This window comes from Stenotrophomonas sp. TWI1183, assembly GCF_039673115.1.
Classification (GTDB): Bacteria; Pseudomonadota; Gammaproteobacteria; order Xanthomonadales; family Xanthomonadaceae; genus Stenotrophomonas; species Stenotrophomonas maltophilia_AA.
This window is the reverse complement of the sequence record NZ_JBDJKZ010000026.1, coordinates 1-18,557: the sequence shown is the minus strand read 5'-3', so window position 1 is coordinate 18,557 and position 18,557 is coordinate 1. Positions and strand designations below refer to the sequence as shown.

13 protein-coding genes are annotated in these 18,557 nt (G+C 67.8%); 10 read left to right on the top strand and 3 right to left on the bottom strand.

What is annotated here, in order from left to right; genetic code table 11:
• Positions 1 to 34 precede the first annotated feature (34 nt).
• Together ABE434_RS17725 and ABE434_RS17720 are read right to left on the bottom strand one after the other, a co-directional pair.
• On the bottom strand, positions 35 to 1,141 hold the full coding sequence (locus tag ABE434_RS17725; protein WP_176990525.1) for a dipeptide epimerase: 1,107 nt from the start codon (positions 1,139 to 1,141) through the stop codon (positions 35 to 37).
• Positions 1,142 to 2,560, bottom strand: a complete 1,419-nt coding sequence (locus ABE434_RS17720; protein ID WP_346479745.1) for an SH3 domain-containing protein — start codon at positions 2,558 to 2,560, stop codon at positions 1,142 to 1,144.
• A 173-nt stretch (positions 2,561 to 2,733) separates the two neighbouring features.
• Between ABE434_RS17720 and ABE434_RS17715 the strand changes: the two genes are divergently transcribed.
• The 9 genes from ABE434_RS17715 to ABE434_RS17675 all read left to right on the top strand — a co-directional run bounded on the left by ABE434_RS17715 (position 2,734) and on the right by ABE434_RS17675 (position 13,527).
• Positions 2,734 to 4,212 carry a transglutaminase domain-containing protein gene (locus tag ABE434_RS17715; protein WP_346479744.1) on the top strand — a complete coding sequence of 493 codons (1,479 nt, stop codon included), beginning with the start codon at positions 2,734 to 2,736 and terminating at the stop codon, positions 4,210 to 4,212.
• Between the two features lie 50 nt (positions 4,213 to 4,262).
• Positions 4,263 to 7,262, top strand: a complete 3,000-nt coding sequence (locus ABE434_RS17710; RefSeq protein WP_346479743.1) for a TonB-dependent receptor — start codon at positions 4,263 to 4,265, stop codon at positions 7,260 to 7,262.
• A 4-nt stretch (positions 7,263 to 7,266) separates the two neighbouring features.
• A complete protein-coding gene (locus ABE434_RS17705; protein ID WP_346479742.1) occupies positions 7,267 to 8,823 on the top strand; it encodes a serine hydrolase domain-containing protein in 1,557 nt (518 codons plus the stop codon).
• The gene (locus tag ABE434_RS17700; protein ID WP_346479741.1) at positions 8,777 to 9,514 is read left to right on the top strand and encodes a M15 family metallopeptidase; all 738 of its coding nucleotides are present in this window, start codon (positions 8,777 to 8,779) and stop codon (positions 9,512 to 9,514) included. The genes ABE434_RS17705 and ABE434_RS17700 overlap by 47 nt, the downstream gene beginning before the upstream one ends.
• A 43-nt stretch (positions 9,515 to 9,557) precedes the next feature.
• Positions 9,558 to 9,935, top strand: a complete 378-nt coding sequence (locus ABE434_RS17695) for a hypothetical protein (RefSeq protein ID WP_346479740.1) — start codon at positions 9,558 to 9,560, stop codon at positions 9,933 to 9,935.
• A gap of 219 nt (positions 9,936 to 10,154) precedes the next feature.
• Positions 10,155 to 10,571 (top strand): EF-hand domain-containing protein, encoded by a 417-nt coding sequence (locus ABE434_RS17690; protein ID WP_346479739.1) that lies wholly within the window; start codon positions 10,155 to 10,157, stop codon positions 10,569 to 10,571.
• 108 nt (positions 10,572 to 10,679) lie between these two features.
• On the top strand, positions 10,680 to 11,432 hold the full coding sequence (locus ABE434_RS17685; protein ID WP_123731350.1) for an HAD family hydrolase: 753 nt from the start codon (positions 10,680 to 10,682) through the stop codon (positions 11,430 to 11,432).
• Positions 11,429 to 11,980, top strand: a complete 552-nt coding sequence (locus ABE434_RS17680; protein ID WP_346479738.1) for a hypothetical protein — start codon at positions 11,429 to 11,431, stop codon at positions 11,978 to 11,980. Before ABE434_RS17685 ends, ABE434_RS17680 begins: the two co-directional genes overlap by 4 nt.
• A gap of 179 nt (positions 11,981 to 12,159) precedes the next feature.
• Complete coding sequence (locus ABE434_RS17675; protein ID WP_346479737.1) at positions 12,160 to 13,527, top strand: VOC family protein; 1,368 nt, start codon at positions 12,160 to 12,162, stop codon at positions 13,525 to 13,527.
• A gap of 115 nt (positions 13,528 to 13,642) precedes the next feature.
• Here ABE434_RS17675 and ABE434_RS17670 read toward each other — a convergent pair whose 3' ends face one another.
• Entirely contained in the window at positions 13,643 to 15,157 is a 1,515-nt protein-coding gene (locus tag ABE434_RS17670; protein WP_070471520.1) for an acetyl-CoA hydrolase/transferase family protein, read from the bottom strand.
• A 375-nt stretch (positions 15,158 to 15,532) separates the two neighbouring features.
• Between ABE434_RS17670 and glnE the strand changes: the two genes are divergently transcribed.
• Entirely contained in the window at positions 15,533 to 18,373 is a 2,841-nt protein-coding gene (gene glnE / locus ABE434_RS17665) for a bifunctional [glutamate--ammonia ligase]-adenylyl-L-tyrosine phosphorylase/[glutamate--ammonia-ligase] adenylyltransferase (protein ID WP_346479736.1), read from the top strand.
• The last annotated feature ends 184 nt before the right edge of the window (positions 18,374 to 18,557 follow it).

Below are 18,557 nucleotides of genomic sequence, written 5' to 3'. Positions count from 1 at the left end.
CTACCGTAGGCGACCGGCGAGGCGGATACAACGCTCACCACCGCCGCGGCGTGATCATTTCCAGCCCACGTACTTCGGTGATGCCCAACCCGGGCGCATCGCTGATGGTGATCTCCGATTCGTTGAAGTTGACCCCCCCGGTGACCGGGTTGAACTGGCCCAGCGACGGCCCATCCAGATCCACCTTGGTGATGATGTCGCTCTTGGCGACCGCCAGATGCACGGCGGCGGCCACGGAGATGCTCGATTCGATCATGCAGCCGATCATGCACGGCACGCCGTAGATCGCGGCGATGTCGGCGATGCGGATCGCATTGGACAGGCCGCCGGTTTTCATCAGTTTGATGTTGATGATGTCGGCGGCGCGCTGCTGGATCAGGTCGAACACCTGGCCGGGATTGAACACGCTTTCGTCGGCCATCACCGGCGTGTTGACCCGGTCGGTGACGTACTTCAGGCCGCTGATGTCGGCGGCCTTGACCGGCTGCTCCAGCAGCTCCAGCACGACGCCGGCTTCTTCCAGCGCCTGCATCGCATGCACGGCCTGCTTGGCGGTCCAGCCCTGGTTGGCATCCAGCCGCAGCAGGGCGCGACCCTGCACCGCGGCATGGATCGCCTTGACCCGCTCGATGTCCAGGCCGATGTCCTTGCCGACCTTGATCTTCAGCGACTCGAAGCCGCGTTCGATCGCCGAGAGCGAGTCGGCCACCATCTTGTCGATGTAGTCCACGCTGATGGTGATGTCGGTGGTGATCACCGGGTCGCCACCGCCGAGCATGCGGTACAGCGGCGCGTTGTGCAGCTGCGCCCACAGATCGTAGACCGCGATCTCCACCGCCGCCTTGGCGCTGGTGTTGCGCTCCATCGAGGTCTGGATCAGCCCGCAGAGCCGGTTGAGGTTGGCCACGTCCTCGCCGATCAGGCGCGGTTTGATGAAGCCATCGATGGCCTCGATGATCGAGCCGTGGGTGTCGCCGGTGATCACCGCCGTGGCCGGCGCCTCACCGTAACCGGTGTGGCCGCTGTCGGTACGGATCAGCACCACCACGTCTTCGACGGTGTCCACCGTGCGCAGCGCGGTCTTGAACGGGGTCTTCAACGGCACGCGCAGCATGCCGAGTTCGATGTCGGTGATCTTCATTCAGGGGGTCTGTGGCCGAAGGCGCTGGATGTTGGTGATGCGGTCGATGTAGCTCACGGTATCGCTGGCCATCATCGGCTCCAGCGGGGTGACCGACACGCCGTTGAGATGTGCCTGCACGCGCGTGCCGTCCGCGCCAAGCCAGCCGCCGCCGGCGGTGTCGTGGATCAGCCAGGTGCGGCCGTCGAGGTGGCCGATCGCCATCATCACGTGGCCGGGGATGTAGATCAGGTCGCCCACCTGCAGCTGCTTCACCGCGGCGTCGCGCGTGGCCTTGCCATCCTTCGCGGTGAAGGCGATGCGGTCCAGCGCCGGGCTGATCGCCTGCGCGCTGGTGTTGCGCGGCATCAGCACGCCGACGCTGCGGTAGATCTCCGAGATGAAGCCGCTGCAGTCGCGGGTATCGTAATCGTGGCCCCAGCCGTAGCGCTCACCGAGGAACTTGAAGGCCTGGGTCAGCAGCGTGCGCGGAGTCAGCGGCAGGTAGTCGTCGGCGGTGTCCTGCGAACGCGGCAGCAGCGTCGGGATCAGTGCCAGGCGACCATCGGCTTCGCGCACCGGCAGCTGCACCACATGCGCGGCATGGGCCTGCTGGCCGTTGACGGTCTTCTCCAGCGGCCAGTCGGCGAGCACCGGCAGGCGCACGCCCATGTCCAGCTGCAGCCGCGATACGCGCGGCTCTTCCGGGGTATACGCGGTGAACGCCGTGGCGCCGGTGACCACCCGGTACGGCCCGTGCTGACCGTAGCCGAGCACGGTGTCGGCATCGCCGATGCCGACGAAGCGCTTCTCTATCCACGCCGAGTAGCGCTCGCTGGTGATGAACAGCCAGCGTCCGTCCGCGCTTTCATGCAGCACCGCCACGGCGTCGCCGGGGAACAGCGCCGACTCCTGGAAGCGGTCGATGTCGGTGTCGCCCTGGCTGCTGAACACCCGCAGCACGGTCGGGAACGCCCGCAGCGCGGCGCGATGGGTCACCAGGCCGTACTGCAGCGGGCGCTGCGCCGGTATGGACTCAACGGCGAGGTTGGCCAGCGTCTCACTGCGCTGCCGGTCGCTGATGGTCTTGCCATCCTGGCCGTACAGCGTGCGCTCCGGCCACTTGGACAGCGACTGGATGCTGCCCAGCACCTGAGCGCGGGGCAGCTGCGCCGGCAACGCGCGCAGGTCATGGATCGAGGCATCCTCGGCCCGCATCCGGGCGTTCTGCGCCGCGATACCGGCGCGATCGAGGATCACGCGGTCCGGATCGGGCAGGCGATCGGCCCAGAAGCCGGGGCTGAGATAGGCCTCGCGCAGGGCGAGGACCCCGCCGAAATCAGCGCTGGGCGCGGCACGCGGTGCCTCGGCCCACGCTGGCGCGACGCTGGTGGCCAGCAGTGCAGCCAGCACGGCGCGCGACAGCCAGCGGGACCGCACGGGGCGGTGGGGGGAAGCCTGGATCGTCACGCGGTCACCCTCCTCGGAAGCGTCAGGAATATTTATTCCTTTTTTCGGCGAAAGCAAGAATAAATTATTGACCGGCTATCAGGCCCGTGTTACACAGCGATTACCCCACCCGCACCTTGGGAAGTGTCGCCGTGGATCCTGTGATGCGCAAACCGTTCTCGCTCCACACCGCGCGCTGCCGTGCGGCGGGCTGTCTGTTGCTGGTGCTGCCCTCACTGTACGCGGTGGCGGCGGTGGCGCCGCTGCCGCAGGTGATCGCGCAGATCGACCAGGGCGCGTTCGCCACAGCCGACGCGCAGATCGACGAAGCGCTGCACGACAGCACGCTCAGCGAGGCCGCACGCCGGGACTACGCGTACCAGCGCGAGCGGATGCGCCGCATGCGCCTGGACTTCAGCCTGGATGCGGAGGGTGCCAAGGCACAGCTGCGCAAGCAGATTCCCGACCTTCGCGAGGACGAATTCGCGCGCTGGGACGCCGCCGGCCTGATCGAACACCTCGATATCGATGGTCAGCGCCGCTACTTCAAACGGGCGCCGTCCAACCTGTTCCGCGTCAGCGCCGAAGCACGCGCCCGGCGCGCACCCGATGCCGCGGTGCCGAAGGATGGCCCTTACGAGCGTCTGCACCCGCACCACCAGGAGATCGTCGCCGCCGCCCGCGCTACCGGCGCGACCAGCCTGGTGCCGCGCCGCGTCGAGGTGACCCAGTCGCTGGTGGTCAAGCCCGACGCCGTGCCTGCCGGCGAAACCATCCGCGCGTGGATTCCGTACCCGCGCGCCATTGCCGGCCAGCAGGAAGACATCACCTGGATGGCGAGTACGCCGGCTGGGGCGCAGGTGGCCCCCGAAGCCACGCTGCAGCGCACCGCCTACCTGGAGCGCAAGGCAGTGGCCGGCACGCCCACCGAGTTCCAGATCCGCTACGCAGTGACCGTGTACGCGCGGCATATCCAGATCGATCCGGCCAGGGTCCAGCCCACGCCGGAAGATCCTGCGCTGAAACCGTACCTCGCCGAGCAGGCGCCGCACATCGTGTTCACCCCGGCGCTGCGCGCGTTCTCGACGAAGGTGGTCGGGACGGAGACCGATCCGTACCGGATCGTGCAGAAGCTGTTCGACGCGGTGGACGCCATTCCGTGGGCCGGTGCGCGCGAGTACGCGACGATCTCCAACATCAGCGACTACGCCCTGCACGCCGGCCACGCCGACTGCGGCCAGCAGACGCTGCTGTTGATCGCCCTGCTGCGCCTGAACGGCATTCCCGCGCGCTGGCAGTCGGGCATGGTCTATTCCGATGATGCGGCCGGCTACAACAACCTGCACGACTGGGGCGCGGTGTATCTGGCCCCCTATGGCTGGGTGCCGATGGATGTCACCACCGGGCGGCTGGACAGTCCGCAGCAGGCGCTGCGCGATTTCTATCTGGGCGGGCTGGATGCCTACCGCATCGCCTTCAACGACGACTACGGCCAGCCGCTGGTGCCGGCCAAGCAGCATTTCCGCTCGGACACGGTGGATTCGCAGCGCGGTGAAGCCGAGTGGTCCGGCGGCAATCTGTACTTCGATCAATGGAACTACGACTTCCAGTCGCACGTGGTGCCACTGGGGGCCACGCGGTAAACGGTAAACAGCGGTATCCACGATTCCACATCTGCAGGAGAGAGCAGGGAATGAACGTAAATCGATTGAAGCGGGCGGCGCTGTGCGTTGCCCTGGGGGCCTGCCTCGGCAGCCTGGCGCCGGCGGCGATGGCGCAGGACGGTGCCGTGGTCGGCAAGCTGATCACCGATTCCGGGCAGCGCCTCGAGAACGCCACGGTGACCGTGCGCAATCCCGCCACGGGGTTCGTCCGCTCGGTGAGGGCCGAGGCCAATGGCAGCTACCGCATCCCGCTGCTGCCGGTGGGCACCTATGACCTGGAAGTGACCGTGGCCGGCGGCGCGCCCGCCCAGGTGGGCCAGATCAATGTCGGCCTCGGCAGTGCGACAACGGTGAATGTGCCGGTCAGCGGCGTCAACACGCTGGGCACGGTGCAGGTACGCGCGCCGCAGGTGGTGTCGATGGTGGACGTGAAGTCGACCGAATCGGCCACCAACATCACCCGCGAGGAACTTTCGCGCCTGCCAGTGGACCGCGACATCACCGCCGTGGCCCTGTTGGCTCCGGGCGCCGTCAAAGGCAAAGGCTCGCTGGGCGGGCAGGGCATTTCCTTCGGCGGCTCGTCGGTCGCCGAGAACACCGTTTACATCAATGGCCTGAATGTCACCGACTTCTACAACCGGGTCGGTTTTTCCTCGGTGCCGTTCGCGTTCTACCAGGAATTCCAGGTCAAGACCGGCGGCTATTCGGTGGAGTTCGGGCGCAGCACCGGCGGCGTGATCAACGCGGTGACCCGCTCGGGCAGCAACGACTTCAAGGCCGGCGCCGAGCTGGTACTGGAACCGCGCGCCTGGCAGTCGCAGGCGCGTGACCGCTACGACCGTGATGGCAGCCGCTACATCACCGCCAGCCGCGATGATTACTCGCGCAGCGCGCTGAACGTGTTCGCCTCCGGCGCGCTGGTGCAGGACAAGCTGTTCTTCTTCGGCATGTACGAAGCACGCGACTACAAGCCCAACTCCACCAACGATGCCGGCACCGTGCTCAACCGCGGCACCGCCGACGATCCGTTCTGGGGCGGCAAGCTGGACTGGCAGATCACCGACAACCAGATGCTCTCGCTGTTCGGCTTCTCGGACAAAAGCGATACCGTCACCGACGTCTACAAGTACGACTACGACACCGGCCTGGCAGTGGGCGACCGCACCAACCAGGTCTACAACACCGTGGGCGGCAAGAACTGGTCCGGCACCTACAGCTGGCAGGTCAACAACGACCTGACCATGAAGCTGATGTACGGCGAGAACAAGCGCAACCGCACCCAGAGCAGCCTCATGGACGAGAACTGCAACCGGGTGTTCGACAACCGCACCGCCAGCCAGGGCGTGCCCACCGATCTGCAGGGCGATCGCAGCTGCACCAGCAGTTCGCAGCTGGAATCGGCCCTGGATACCCGCAAGGCGGCGCGTGCCGACTTCGAATGGTCGCTTGGCAACCATCTGCTGCGCTTCGGCATGGACCGCGAAGAGAACACCTCCGACTACGAGCGGGCCTACCCCGGCCCGGGCGGGCTGCGCTATGACATCTATTACCGCACCCCGGGCAGCTCGCTCAACGGCGGCGTGGTCCCGGCCAGCGGACTGGTCGCGCGCACCCGCCGCTACGAAGTGGCCGGTTCGTTCGAGACCATCAACTCGGCGTACTACATCGAAGACAACTGGCAGGTCTCGCCGAACCTCCTGCTCAACATCGGCGCCCGCGTGGAAGGGTTCGACAACAAGGGCGGCGACGGCGACAGCTACATCAAGATCGACGACATGATCGCCCCGCGCCTGGGCTTTGCCTGGGACGTGCGCGGTGACGGCACCACCAAGGTGTTCGGCAACCTGGGCCGCTACTTCCTGCCCGTGGCCAACGTGATCAACATCAAGCAGGCCGGTGGCTTCCTGGATGAGCGCACCTGGTACGAGTTCCTGGGCTACAGCGGCGCGAGCAACAACGTGCCGAACCTGGGCGGCCAGATCGGGCCGGTGGACAACTCGCAGGGCGACGGCAGCGTGCCGGACCTGCGCGCCGAAGTGAACCGGGACATGGATCCGGTCTACCAGGATGAAGCCATCCTCGGCTTCCAGCACATGCTCAGCGCGTCGTGGTCGGTCGGCGCCAGCGTCACCTACCGTCGCCTCAACAACGCCATCGATGACATGAACATCACCGCCACCGGCCAGTGCGGGGCGATCGATGGGGTCTGGATCATGGGCAATCCCGGCCGCACCAACACCGTCTGGGGCGACAGCGACTGCGATGGCAGCAACGACGCCTGGATCGACATCGACACCTCGCGCGAAGGCTGGGCCCTGTACGACGACGACGGCAACTACGTCGGCCAGCGCGGCTGGGTCAAGCCCAAGCGTGATTACAAGGCCCTGGAACTGCAGGTCGACCGCGCATGGGACGGCGTGTGGGGCTTCAACGCGTCCTATACGCTCGCCTACGGCCGTGGCAACGCCGAGGGACCGGTCAACTCCGATACCGACTTCGCCGATTCGGGGCGTACCGAGAACTTCGACAATCCGTGGGTGAACTACCGCGGCTACGGCTACCTGGCCAATGATCGCCGGCACCAGTTCAAGTTCCGAGGCAGCTACGCGGTGACCGAGAACCTGACCGTGGCGGCGACGCTGGGCATCCAGTCGGGCAGCCCGATCACCCGCTTCGGCGCCGGCAATCCGTTCGATGACACCGACTTCCACAGCTACTACGTCTGCGTCTCCAACTGCCAGGCCTCGGTGCCGTCCGAGCGGGTCTTCGTGCATTCTCCGCGCGGCGGCGATGGCCGTACCCCGTGGACGTACGATCTGGACATGAGCGTGGCGTACAGGATTCCGGTGCCGCTGGACATCAACGTGAAGCTGGCGGTCTACAACGTGCTCAACCAGCAGCGCATCGTCTCGGTGGACCAGGACTATGAGCCGCAGGACAGCATCGGCACGCCGAACCCGCTCTATGGGTATGGCACCGGCTTCCAGTCGCCGCGCTATGCACAGCTCACGGTGACCTGGAACTATTGATGGCATGAGCGCCAGGAAACAGTGGGCGTGGACGGCGGTGCTGGCAGGGCTCGGGATGGCGGCCAGCACCGCTGCGGCGACGCCGTCGTCGTTTGACCGGATGTTCGACCAGACCCGGACGCGTGCCGTGCTGCCGGGCCTGGCCATGGCCGTGGTGGAGGACGGGCGCGTCGTGTACGAACGCACTGCCGGCGAGCGGATCGCCGGCAGCGGCGACCCCATCGACCCGGACACCCTGTTCAAGATCGCCTCCAACAGCAAGGCGATGACCGCCGCGCTGCTCGCCCGGCTCGTCGAGCGCGGTGAACTGCGCTGGGAGGACCCGGTCATCAAGTACCTGCCGCAGTTCCGCATGCATGACCCGTGGGTGACGCAGCAGATGCAGGTGCGTGACCTGCTGATCCACAACAGCGGCCTCGGCTTGGGGGCGGGCGACCTGATGCTGTGGCCCGAGCCCAACAGTTTCACCCGGCAGGACATCATCGCCGGCCTGGCCCATCTCAGGCCGGTCACCAGCTTCCGCAGCGGCTACGCCTACGACAACCTGATGTATGTGGTCGCGGGCGAGGTCGCCGCTGCCGCCGGTGGCAAGCCTTACGATCAACTGCTGCGCGAGGAAGTGTTCGCGCCGCTGGGGATGGATCGCTGTCAGGTCGGCGCGTGGTCGGTCGCGGCGGTCGGCAACGTCGCCCAGCCGCACGCGCGGAAGGACGGCCGCAACGTGGCGCAGGGCGCCGACGGCGGGACCAGCGCCGATCTGACCTCGATGGCGGCCGGCGGCATCCGTTGCAGCCTGCGCGACATGACCCGCTGGATGCAGGTGCTGCTCGATCCCGCACTCGCTCCCGGCTGGCTGGGCACGGCGCAGCGCCGCGCCCTGTGGACCGCGCACATGCCGATGCCGCTGGGCGAGCGGCAGCGGCGCTGGGACAACGCGCATGTCTCGGCCTACGGTTACGGGTGGCGCTTGTCGGACATGGACGGGCAGTGGAAGGTGGCGCACACCGGCACGCTGTCCGGCATGTATTCCTCGCTCGCGCTGCTGCCGGACCGCAAGGCCGGCGTGGTGATCCTGATCAACAGCGATGCCGAGGACGCACGCACCGCACTGATGCAGGTAGCGTTGAAGCACTACACCGCAGCGCAGGACACGGCCGACGTGGACCACTATCTGACCCTGCTGGAACAGGAGCGTGCGAACCGCCGTAATGACGGCAAGGTACGACCGGATACCCGCGCGCGCCGGCCGGCTTCGCTCCGCACCACGGTGTCGGCGCAGGGCCGTTACCGCGACCCGTGGCTGGGCGAGGCCCTGCTCTGTCCGGAGCAGGGCGCGCTGCGCTTCAGCGTGGTCAAGTCGCCGATGCTGCGCGGCCAGGTCATGCAGCTCGGCACGCGCTGGCTGGTGCAGTGGGATACGCTCGGGGCCGATGCCGAGCCGTGGTTGCAGCTGCAGCCCGGCGCCACGCCCGCCCTGACCTTGGCCGCGATCGATCCGGAGATCGACTTCAGTTATGACTACCAGGACCTGCACTTCACCCGCATCGGTGATTGCCCGTAGCACGCTGTTGTTGGCGCTGCTGGTCGGGAGCGCCCACGCGGCAGCGCCAGCGGTCACGCTCTCGCCCGCGCGCGATGTGGCCGAGGCCGGACTGGTCGACATCCGCACGCTGGCACCGGCGATCGAACAGGACATCCGCTACGCCGGCGCGGACAACTTCACTGGGCAACGCGTGCCCGGCTATGACGCGCCCAAGTGCTATCTGCTCGCCCCGGCCGCCACCGCGCTGGCGCAGGTGGAAGCAGACCTGCGTGCCGAAGGGTTCGCGCTGCGCCTCTTTGACTGCTATCGCCCGGCCCACGCGGTGAAGGCCTTCGTCGCCTGGGCACACGATCCGCACGAGCAGTCGCGCAAGGCGCAACAGTACCCGGACCTCGACAAGCCAGCCCTGCTCGGTGGCTACATCGCCGAGACCTCCGGCCACAGCCGGGCCGCCACGGTCGACCTGACCCTGCTCGATTGCCGCCAGGGTGCCTGCGCTGCCGTGGACATGGGCACCGAGTTCGACTTCTTCGGCCCGCGCGCGCATACCGATGCGCCGGAGATCAGCACGGCGCAGCGCCGCCACCGCCAGCAGCTGCGCCAGGCGATGGCCCGGCGGGGCTTCGCCAACTATCCGATGGAGTGGTGGCATTTCACCCTGCAGCCCGAGCCGGCGCCGACCACCGCCTACGACGTGCCGGTCCGCTGAGGCGCACCGCTACACTGTGCGCTGACCGCCGGATCGGACCACCATGAACCTGCCGCTGCACTTTGGATTGCTGGGAACGCTGGAGGCAGGGCTGATCGCGCTGTTGGTCGGGCTGCTGGTGTATGCGCTGTGGCACCGGCTGTGCCGCTGGGCAGGCTGGACCGATGGCCATGCGATCGGCTGGGCCTGCGTGATCGCGGTGGTGGCCTCGGCCGGCATCGATGCCTGGAACCTCTTCTACATGGGGATGATGCGGCTGGAGTCGCCGCTGTATGCACGGCTGTTCCTGGCCAGCATCCACGATCCGAACGAACTCGGCTCGCGCGTGGTGCTGGAAGTGGCCGGCGCGATCGGCGGTGTTGCGCTGGGCTGGCTTTTGTTCAGTTCCCGCTCAGGCGAAAAAAACAGCAACGTCGCGTGAGATTGCGTTCGCTTCCGGTTAAATGCGGTCTCAATGAATGGGTGCGTTACCAACCGCTCACCTGCGGCTAACCAGCGCGGTACTGCACGCATTCCCGCGAGTGGTTAAGGCCGCGTGCGCAGGGCGATCGAGGGGCAATGTCGATTCACAAACGGGGTGGCAGTGTGGGGCCGTGCGGAAACAACAGGCCGCGCAACAACTACCAAGGAGACCACCCCAATGACTACTCGCATCCGCAAGCCCCTGATCGCCCTGATCGTCGCCGCAGGCAGTGTGCTGGCCATTCCGGCGATGGCCCAGTCGGCGCAGCAGAGTGCCGCGCAGGCCCAGAACCAGGCCGCCCAGGCGCAGCAGGCGGCGGCGCAGGCCGGAGATGCAGCCGATACCGCGGCCAACGCCGCAGCGCAGGCCTCCGCGCAGGCCAGCGGCGGCGGTGGCCAGACCTGGGCCAGCGTCGATACCGACGGCAACGGCACCATCAGCAAATCCGAGGCACAGGTGAACGCGGGCCTCGCCCAGGTGTTCGACCAGGCCGACACCAACAAGGACGGCGAGCTCTCGCCGGACGAATACAAGGCGTACGTCGCCGCCCAGCAGGGCAAGGCCGCGGATAACGGCGCCCAGCAGAGCAAGTAAGGACCGGGGACACCGGTAGCGCAGTGAGGGGGAAAGGGCGGCTTCGGCCGCCCTTTCTTTTTGCGTCGCCGTTTGGGGCGGCTCGGCCGCTGTTGGTATCCTTGGCCGATGATGACTTCCCTGCCCACGCCGCAAGGCGCTATCGGCCTGGTCGGTTTTGACGGTGATGACACGCTGTGGAAGAGCGAGGATTTCTACCGCAAGGCCGAACAGGATTACCTCGACATCCTGTCGCGCTACATCGACGTGCATGACACGCAGACCGCGCGCCACCTGCTGGAAGTGCAGCAGCGCAATCTCGGTGTGTTCGGCTACGGCGTGAAGGGCATGACCCTGTCGATGGTCGAAGCGGCCATCGAGATCACCAACCAGACCATCAGCGCCCGCGACCTGCAGCAGATGCTGGACATCGGCCACGACACCCTGCGCCACCCGGTCGAGCTGATCGACGGTGTGCGTGAGTCGGTCACCGAGATCGCCCGCGATTACCCGGTCGTGCTGATCACCAAGGGCGACCTGTTCCACCAGGAAGCCAAGATCAAGGTGGCCAACCTGCGCGACCTGTTCCCGCGCATCGAGATCGTCTCCGAGAAAGACCCGGAAACCTATGCGCGCGTGCTGGAAGAGTTCGATCTGCCGATCAAGCGCTTCGTGATGGTCGGCAATTCGCTGCGCTCGGACATCGAGCCGGTGATCACCCTTGGCGGCTGGGGCATCCACACCCCGTACGCGGTGACCTGGGCGCACGAAACCCAGCACGGCGTGGCCGACGACGAGCCGCGCATGGTCGACGCGCCGACCGCCTTCGACTGGCCGCAGGCGCTGCGGACCATCGAGGCCAAGGCCGCGCAGGCCGGATGATGCGCGCCGGCCTGCTCGCGCTGCTGCTGATGCTGCCCTGGGCGGCCGCGGCCGAGCAGACCCCGGAGAAGTCCGCCGCCTACGTGGTGGACACCGGCGATGCCTGGGTGGATACCCAGTTGCAGGACATCAATCATTACGCCGAGCGTTACCCGGACAGCTTCCTGGATGAAGTCTCGCGCTACGCCGGTGTCTCGCGCGGTTACGTCGCCGCGCTGATGCACACCCACGGCTGGCAGGCCGGCGACATCTACTTCGCCTGTTTCTGGGCGCACGTGATCGAACATTCCTGCCGCGAGAGCGTGCAGGCGTGGTCGCGCGCGGTGCCGGAGGAGGGCGAGGCCAAACGCTGGGAAGCGGTGGTCGCCGAGCTCCCGGTCACCCCGACCAACCTGCACTGGCGCGCGCTGCGCCACGCCATCGTCGCCAGCCACGACCACTGGGACCGCCCGGTGAAGCTCGACGCCACGCTGCAGCGCCAGCTGGGGAACCGCGAGCAGCGGCGGCGCACGGCGGCCACTCCGGACCCGGCCGCAGCGACGCGCTGAGATACCGCGTATCCACGCCATGCGTGGATGCTCTTCGCGCCCATCGCATTCTGTGCAGCCACCCATGGGGTGGCTCTACCCTGCCGCCCGCTTTGCTGCTGTGCAGATCGCCGCGCGCGACCGCCTCGGCGACAATGGCGGACTGCTGTCCCTCCCCGTGATCCGTTGCCGAGTACGTCATGAGCACCGAACGTTTCGTTTCACCCGACGATATCCGCAGCCTGTTCGCCCAGGCGATGTCCACCATGTACCGCACCGAGGTGCCGCTGTACGGCACCCTGGTCGACCTGGTGGCCGAGATCAACGATGCCGTGCTGACTGCCAATCCGACGCTGGCCGAGCAGCTGGACCGCACTGACGAACGTGCCCGCCTCGACCAGGAACGCCACGGCGCGATCCGGGTCGGCACGGCGGAAGAACTGGCCACGCTGGGCCGCCTGTTCGCGCTGATGGGCATGTACCCGATCGGCTACTACGACCTCTCCGTGGCCGGCGTGCCGGTGCACTCCACCGCGTTCCGGCCGCGCACCGCGCAGGCGCTGGCCCGCAATCCGTTCCGGGTGTTCACTTCGCTGCTGCGGCTGGAGCTGATCGAGAACGTCGCGCTGCGCGAGCAGTCCGCTGCCATTCTCGCCCAGCGCCGGATCTTCACCGATACCGCGCTGGCCCTGATCGCGCAGGCCGAACGCGAGGGCGGCCTCGACGAGGCCGATGCGCGCCGCTTCGTCATCGAGGCGCTGGAGACTTTCCGGTGGCATGGTGACGCCACGGTGTCGCTGGACACCTATCACGCGCTGCATGACGCGCACCGGCTGATCGCCGACGTGGTCAGCTTCCGCGGTCCGCACATCAACCACCTTACCCCGCGCACGCTGGACATCGACGCCGCGCAGGCCGGGATGCTCGCGCGTGGCATCGACGCCAAAGCGGTGATCGAAGGTCCGCCACCGCGCCGCTGCCCGATCCTCCTGCGCCAGACCAGCTTCAAGGCGCTGGAAGAGACCGTGCACTTCCCCTCGGGCGACGCCGGCGATGCCGGTACGCATACCGCACGCTTCGGTGAGATCGAACAGCGTGGCCTCGCCCTGACGCCCAAGGGCCGCGCGCTGTACGACCAGCTGCTGGCGCAGGCGCGCGACAGTTGGGGTGCCGGCAGCACCGGCCAGGATTACCCGACCCGCCTGGCCGCGGCGTTCACCGCATTCCCGGATGACCACGACACCCTGCGTCGCGAAGGCCTGGGTTACTACCGCCATGTCCTGACCGAGGCCGGTCGTGCCAACCCGGGTGCGTTGGGTGACCTGCCGGCCGAAGCGCTGATCGCCGCTGGCCTGGCCAGTGCCGATCCAATCGTCTACGAGGATTTCCTGCCGGTCAGCGCCGCGGGCATCTTCCAGTCCAACCTGGGCGGCGACGAACAACGTGCCTACGCCGCGCATGCCAACCGCGATGCCTTCGAGCAGGCGCTGGGCATGAAGGTGGAGGACGAGTTCGCGATCTACGAGCGGCTGCAGGCCGAATCGCTGGCAACGCTGCGCAACGCGTGATACCCGGGTCGCGTGCGCCACGACCAACGGTCGTGGCCTACCGGTGAATCCCGCGGGTGGGTATCGACCGGCTATCCCCCGGTAGGTACCGACCGTTGGTCGGTACCGTGCAGCATCAGGCCTTCATCGTCCCGGTATCCAGCCACCGCTGGTGCCACGACAGCGCTTCCGGCAGCAGGTGCGGGGTGTGCTTGCCGTAACTCTCACGGCTCGCGCGGTCGAAGTAGTCGTTCAGCTGGTCGCGGAAATCCGGATGCGCGCAGTTGTCGATCACCACCCGCGCGCGCTTGCGCGGGGTCAGGCCGCGCAGATCAGCCAGGCCCTGTTCGGTGACGATCACCGAGACATCGTGCTCGGTGTGATCCACGTGGCTCACCATCGGCACGATCGCCGAGATGCTGCCGTTCTTGGCCGTCGACGGGCTCAGGAACGCAGACAGGAAGCCGTTGCGCGCGAAGTCGCCCGAGCCGCCGATGCCGTTCATGATCCGGCTGCCCATCACGTGGGTCGAGTTGACGTTGCCGTACAGGTCGGCCTCGATCATGCCGTTCATGCCGATGCAGCCCAGGCGGCGCACCAGTTCCGGGTGGTTCGAGATTTCCTGCGTGCGCATGATGATGCGCTCGCGGTAGAAATCGATGTGTTCCTTGAAGGTCTCGTTCGCCTGCGGGCTCAGCGCGAAGCCGGTGCACGAGGCATAGCTCAGCACGCCGTCGCGCAGCAGGTCGAGCATGCCGTCCTGGATCACCTCGGTGAACGCACTCAGATCGCGGAAGCCGCTCTTGGCCAGCCCGGCCAGCACCGCGTTCGGGATGTTGCCCACGCCGCTCTGCAGCGGCAGCAGGTTGGCCGGCAGGCGGCCCTTGGCCACTTCGTGCTTGAGGAACTCGATCAGGTACTGCGCGATCTGCTCGCTGGTCGTATCGATCGGGCTGAACGGGCTGTTGCGGTCCGGGCCGTTGGTGCGCACCACCGCCACGATCTTGTCCGGGTCGCAGCGCAGAGCGGTCTCGCCGATGCGGTCGTTGGCGTGCACCAGCGGGATCGGCTTGCGGTGCGGCGGCAGCGCGGTGCCGTAGTAGATGTCGTGCATGCCATCCACGCCGGCCGGCTGCCACTCGTTGACCTCGACGATCACCTTCTTGGCCAGGTCCAGCCAGGTCTTGTTGTTGCCGACCGAGGTGGAGGGCACCAATGAGCCGTCCTCGCGGATCGCCGAGACCTCGATCACCGCGGTGTCGATGTCGCCATAGAAGCCGAACCACACGTGCTGGGCGACATGGCTGAGGTGGATGTCGATGTAATCCAGCTTGCCCTCGTTGATGCGGTTGCGCGCATCCGGGTCGCTCTGGAAGGGCATGCGCATCGCGATGCCATCGGCCTTGGCCAGCGCGCCGTCCAGCTCCGGCGCGGTCGAGGCGCCGGTCATCAGGCTGATCTGGAACGGCAGGCCCTGGGCGTGCACCGCCTCGATGCGCTGCGCCAGCGCGACCGGCACCGCCTTGGGATAGCCTGAACCGGTAAAGCCGCTCATGGCGACGGTTTCACCCGGCTGGATCAGGGCGGCCGCAGCTTCGGCGGAGACAACGCGGTCACGCAGACGCGCGTTTGCAATGCGATCGACAGACATGACGACAACGTTTTTGGGGGGATCCCCATTATCGGCGATCCACGCAGGGGCAGGGGTTCTACCTTGGTGGGATGGCGTTTTCACATCGGCGCCTCCCTGTTCAGCTTTCCGGCCTACTTCTGTACCCGCAAGTATTGTTTTGCAGTGCAGCGTGCAAGTTCTCCGCCGACCCTAGAAGATCGACCTGCATCCCGACGTGGGGGAGGGAGCAGAGCCCGCTGGCAGTTCGCTGCAAGCGGGCTTTTTTATGTCTCGCCTCCGGAACATCGGGGCGCCGATGGGGTTTCGCGCGTCGACACGCGCCCGGGCATGACCGCTCAACCGGTGAACACGCTTCTGCCCTGCAGGGCGACCCGCGCCGGGCATAATCCCCTCATGCCGATTTCCGACCTCGCCGCGCCCGCGCGCGTCCCCGACGCCCTTGTTCCCCTGGTCGACCGTGCGCTCGCGCGGCTGGCCCTGTCGCTGACCGATGCCGGGCACTGGCCGCCGCCGGCCCCCGTGCTGGACACGCTGCGCGCGCTGGCCGTCACCAGCGACTTCGCCATCGACACCCTGTGCCGCCAGCCGACGCTGTTGCCGCACCTCACGCAGGCAGGCTGCCCGCCGTTGCCGCTGCCCGAGCTGGACCCGCTGCAACCCAGCGAATGGCAGCAGCGCCTGCGCCGCTACCGCACCGCCGCCTCCACCCGGTTGATCTGGCGCGACCTGACCGGGCTGGATGACGTCCCGGCCACGCTCGCCGGCGCGACCCGGCTGGCCGAAGAGTGCCTGCAGTTGGCGCTGTCCGCGCTGGAGCAGGAATTCACCGGCCGTCATGGCGTTGTCCGGGCCGCCGACGGCAGCGCGCAGCAGCTGGTCGTATTCGGGCTGGGCAAGCTGGGCGGTGGCGAACTCAATTTCAGCTCGGACGTGGATCTGGTCTATGCCTACCCGCAGGGCGGCGAATCCGATGGCGCGCGCCCGCTCGCGGCCGAGGAATACTTCGCGCGCCTCGGGCAGCGCCTCGCGCGGCTGCTGGATGACACCACCGTGGACGGCTTCAGCCACCGCGTCGATCTGCGCCTGCGCCCGTTCGGCAATGCCGGCCGTGTCGCGCTGTCGTTCGCTGGCATGGACCAGTACTTCCAGCGCGAAGGTCGCGACTGGGAGCGCTACGCTTGGCTGAAGGCGCGCGCCGTGGCCGGGGACATCGCCGCCGGTGAAGCCTGGCTGCAGACCCTGCGCCCGTTCGTCTACCGCCGCTATCTGGATTTCACCGCGCTCGATGGCCTGCGTGAGATGAAGGCCGCGATCACCGCCGAGGTCTCGCGCCGCGAGATGCACGACGACATCAAGCGTGGCCCCGGCGGCATCCGTGAAATCGAATTCCTCGCGCAGGCGCTGCAGCTGATCCGTGGGGGCCGCGAAGCGCCGCTGCGCGAACGCCGCCTGCTGCACGCGCTGCCGGCGCTGGTCGCCTCGGGCCAGATGGCCGAGCAGGACGGCGCCGACCTGCTGCATGCCTACGGCTTCCTGCGTCGGCTGGAAAACCGCCTGCAGATGCTGCGCGACGCACAGACCCACGCGCTGCCCACCGATGCCACCGACCGCCTGCGCATCGCCGCCGGCCTCGGTTACGAGGACTGGGACGCGCTGGTGGCCGCGCTCGACGTACAGCGCGAGCGGGTCAGCACCGAGTTCGCCGCCCTGCTCGCACCGCGCCGTGGCCAGGCCGCGCCGGATGCACTGGCCAGCTACTGGCGGGGCCTGCCCGACAACGGCAGCGCCGAGGTACTGGCCGAGGCCGGCTTCTTCGATGCCGGCAGCGCCGATCAATCCCTGCGCGATTTCGCGCAGAGCTCCGGGGTGAAGTCGCTGTCCGATGCCGCGCGTGCACGCCTGGACCGCGTGCTGCCGGCGCTGCTGCATGCGGCCACCCGCTCGCCGCAGCCGGATGCCGCGCTCAAGCGCGTGCTCGGCCTGCTGCAGGCGATCCTGCGCCGCACCAGCTACCTCGCCCTGCTCGACGAACAACCCAGCGCACTGGCGCGGCTGGTCGACGTGCTGGCGCGCAGCGCCCTGCTGGCCGAGCGGCTGGCCGCCTACCCGTTGCTGCTCGACGAACTGCTCGATGTGCGCGTCTCCGGCCCGATGCCGGATGCCGCGGGCATGCAGGCCGAGTGCGATGTCGCGCTGACCATCGATGATCCCGAAGGCGCGCTGCGCCTGCTCAACGAGACCCGGCTGGCGCTGAGCTTCCGCATGGCGATGGCCACGCTGGACGGCCGCCAGCGCGCCGTCGACACCACCCGGCAACTGGCCGAGCTCGCACAGGCGGTGGTCGTCACCGTACTCGCGCTGGTGCAGGCCGACATGCAGCGCCAGCACGGCGGCATACCGGGCGGACGTTTCGCGATCATCGGCTACGGCAGCCTGGGCGGACTGGAACTGGGCTTCGGCTCGGACCTGGATCTGGTCTTCCTGCACGATCACCCGGCCGGACAGGACAGCAGCGACGGTGCGCGCCCGCTTGATCCTGGCCGCTGGTACGCACGCCTGGCGCAGAAGGTGATGGCGATGCTGGGCGCGGTGACCGCCGCCGGCCGCCTGTACGACATCGACGTGCGCCTGCGCCCGGACGGTGGCAAAGGCGCCCTGGTGTCTTCGCTGGCCAGCTACACCGAATACCAGCGCGAACGCGCCTGGACCTGGGAGCACCAGGCACTGGTGCGTGCCCGTGCGATTGCCGGCGATGCCTCGCTGCTGGCCGATTTCGAACGGGTGCGCGCAGACACGCTGGCGCGCCCGCGCGACAACGCGGTGCTCTACGCCGATGTGCTGAAGATGCGCGCCCGCATGCGCGCCGAGCTCGACCGCAGCGACGCCGCGCGGCTCGATCTCAAGCAGGGCGCGGGCGGTATCGTCGATCTGGAATTCCTGCTGCAGACCGGTGTGCTGGACAGTGCCGGCGTGCATCCGCAGGTGGTGCTGCCGCGCGATACCCCGAGCCTGATCGACGCGCTGGCCGATATCGCGTGGCTGCCCGGCGGCACCCGGGATGGGCTGCACGAGGCGCATGCGGCGCTGCTGGATGTGGGCCTGGCCTGCACGCTGGACCGCCGCCCGCGCCTGGCACCGCCGACGCCGTCACTGGAAGCGGCACGCGCGATGATCATCGCGGCGAGTGATGCAGCGGGCCTTCCCTTCCAGATGCGGATCGACGTCGCGCCCTGACGGCGGTTTGCCCGGGCATGCTGACGCCGATTTGCCCGGGCATGGACCGCATCGGTCGGGCATCTGCCTTGCATCGCTCGGGCATCGACCTTGCATCGCTCGGGCACCTATCTTGCATCGCTCGGGCACCGGTAGTGCCGGCCGCTGGCCGGCTCCCATGAACCCTGCAGAGCCGGCCAGCGGC

What these genes read in the sequence shown, in the direction of transcription:
- ABE434_RS17725 (WP_176990525.1), bottom strand. Translation starts at nt 1,141, where the DNA reads ATGAAGATCACCGACATCGAACTCGGCATGCTGCGCGTGCCGTTGAAG.
- ABE434_RS17715 (WP_346479744.1), top strand. Translation starts at nt 2,734, where the DNA reads ATGCGCAAACCGTTCTCGCTCCACACCGCGCGCTGCCGTGCGGCGGGC.
- ABE434_RS17710 (WP_346479743.1), top strand. Translation starts at nt 4,263, where the DNA reads ATGAACGTAAATCGATTGAAGCGGGCGGCGCTGTGCGTTGCCCTGGGG.
- ABE434_RS17705 (WP_346479742.1), top strand. Translation starts at nt 7,267, where the DNA reads ATGAGCGCCAGGAAACAGTGGGCGTGGACGGCGGTGCTGGCAGGGCTC.
- ABE434_RS17700 (WP_346479741.1), top strand. Translation starts at nt 8,777, where the DNA reads ATGACTACCAGGACCTGCACTTCACCCGCATCGGTGATTGCCCGTAGC.
- ABE434_RS17695 (WP_346479740.1), top strand. Translation starts at nt 9,558, where the DNA reads ATGAACCTGCCGCTGCACTTTGGATTGCTGGGAACGCTGGAGGCAGGG.
- ABE434_RS17690 (WP_346479739.1), top strand. Translation starts at nt 10,155, where the DNA reads ATGACTACTCGCATCCGCAAGCCCCTGATCGCCCTGATCGTCGCCGCA.
- ABE434_RS17685 (WP_123731350.1), top strand. Translation starts at nt 10,680, where the DNA reads ATGATGACTTCCCTGCCCACGCCGCAAGGCGCTATCGGCCTGGTCGGT.
- ABE434_RS17680 (WP_346479738.1), top strand. Translation starts at nt 11,429, where the DNA reads ATGATGCGCGCCGGCCTGCTCGCGCTGCTGCTGATGCTGCCCTGGGCG.
- ABE434_RS17675 (WP_346479737.1), top strand. Translation starts at nt 12,160, where the DNA reads ATGAGCACCGAACGTTTCGTTTCACCCGACGATATCCGCAGCCTGTTC.
- ABE434_RS17670 (WP_070471520.1), bottom strand. Translation starts at nt 15,157, where the DNA reads ATGTCTGTCGATCGCATTGCAAACGCGCGTCTGCGTGACCGCGTTGTC.
- glnE (WP_346479736.1), top strand. Translation starts at nt 15,533, where the DNA reads ATGCCGATTTCCGACCTCGCCGCGCCCGCGCGCGTCCCCGACGCCCTT.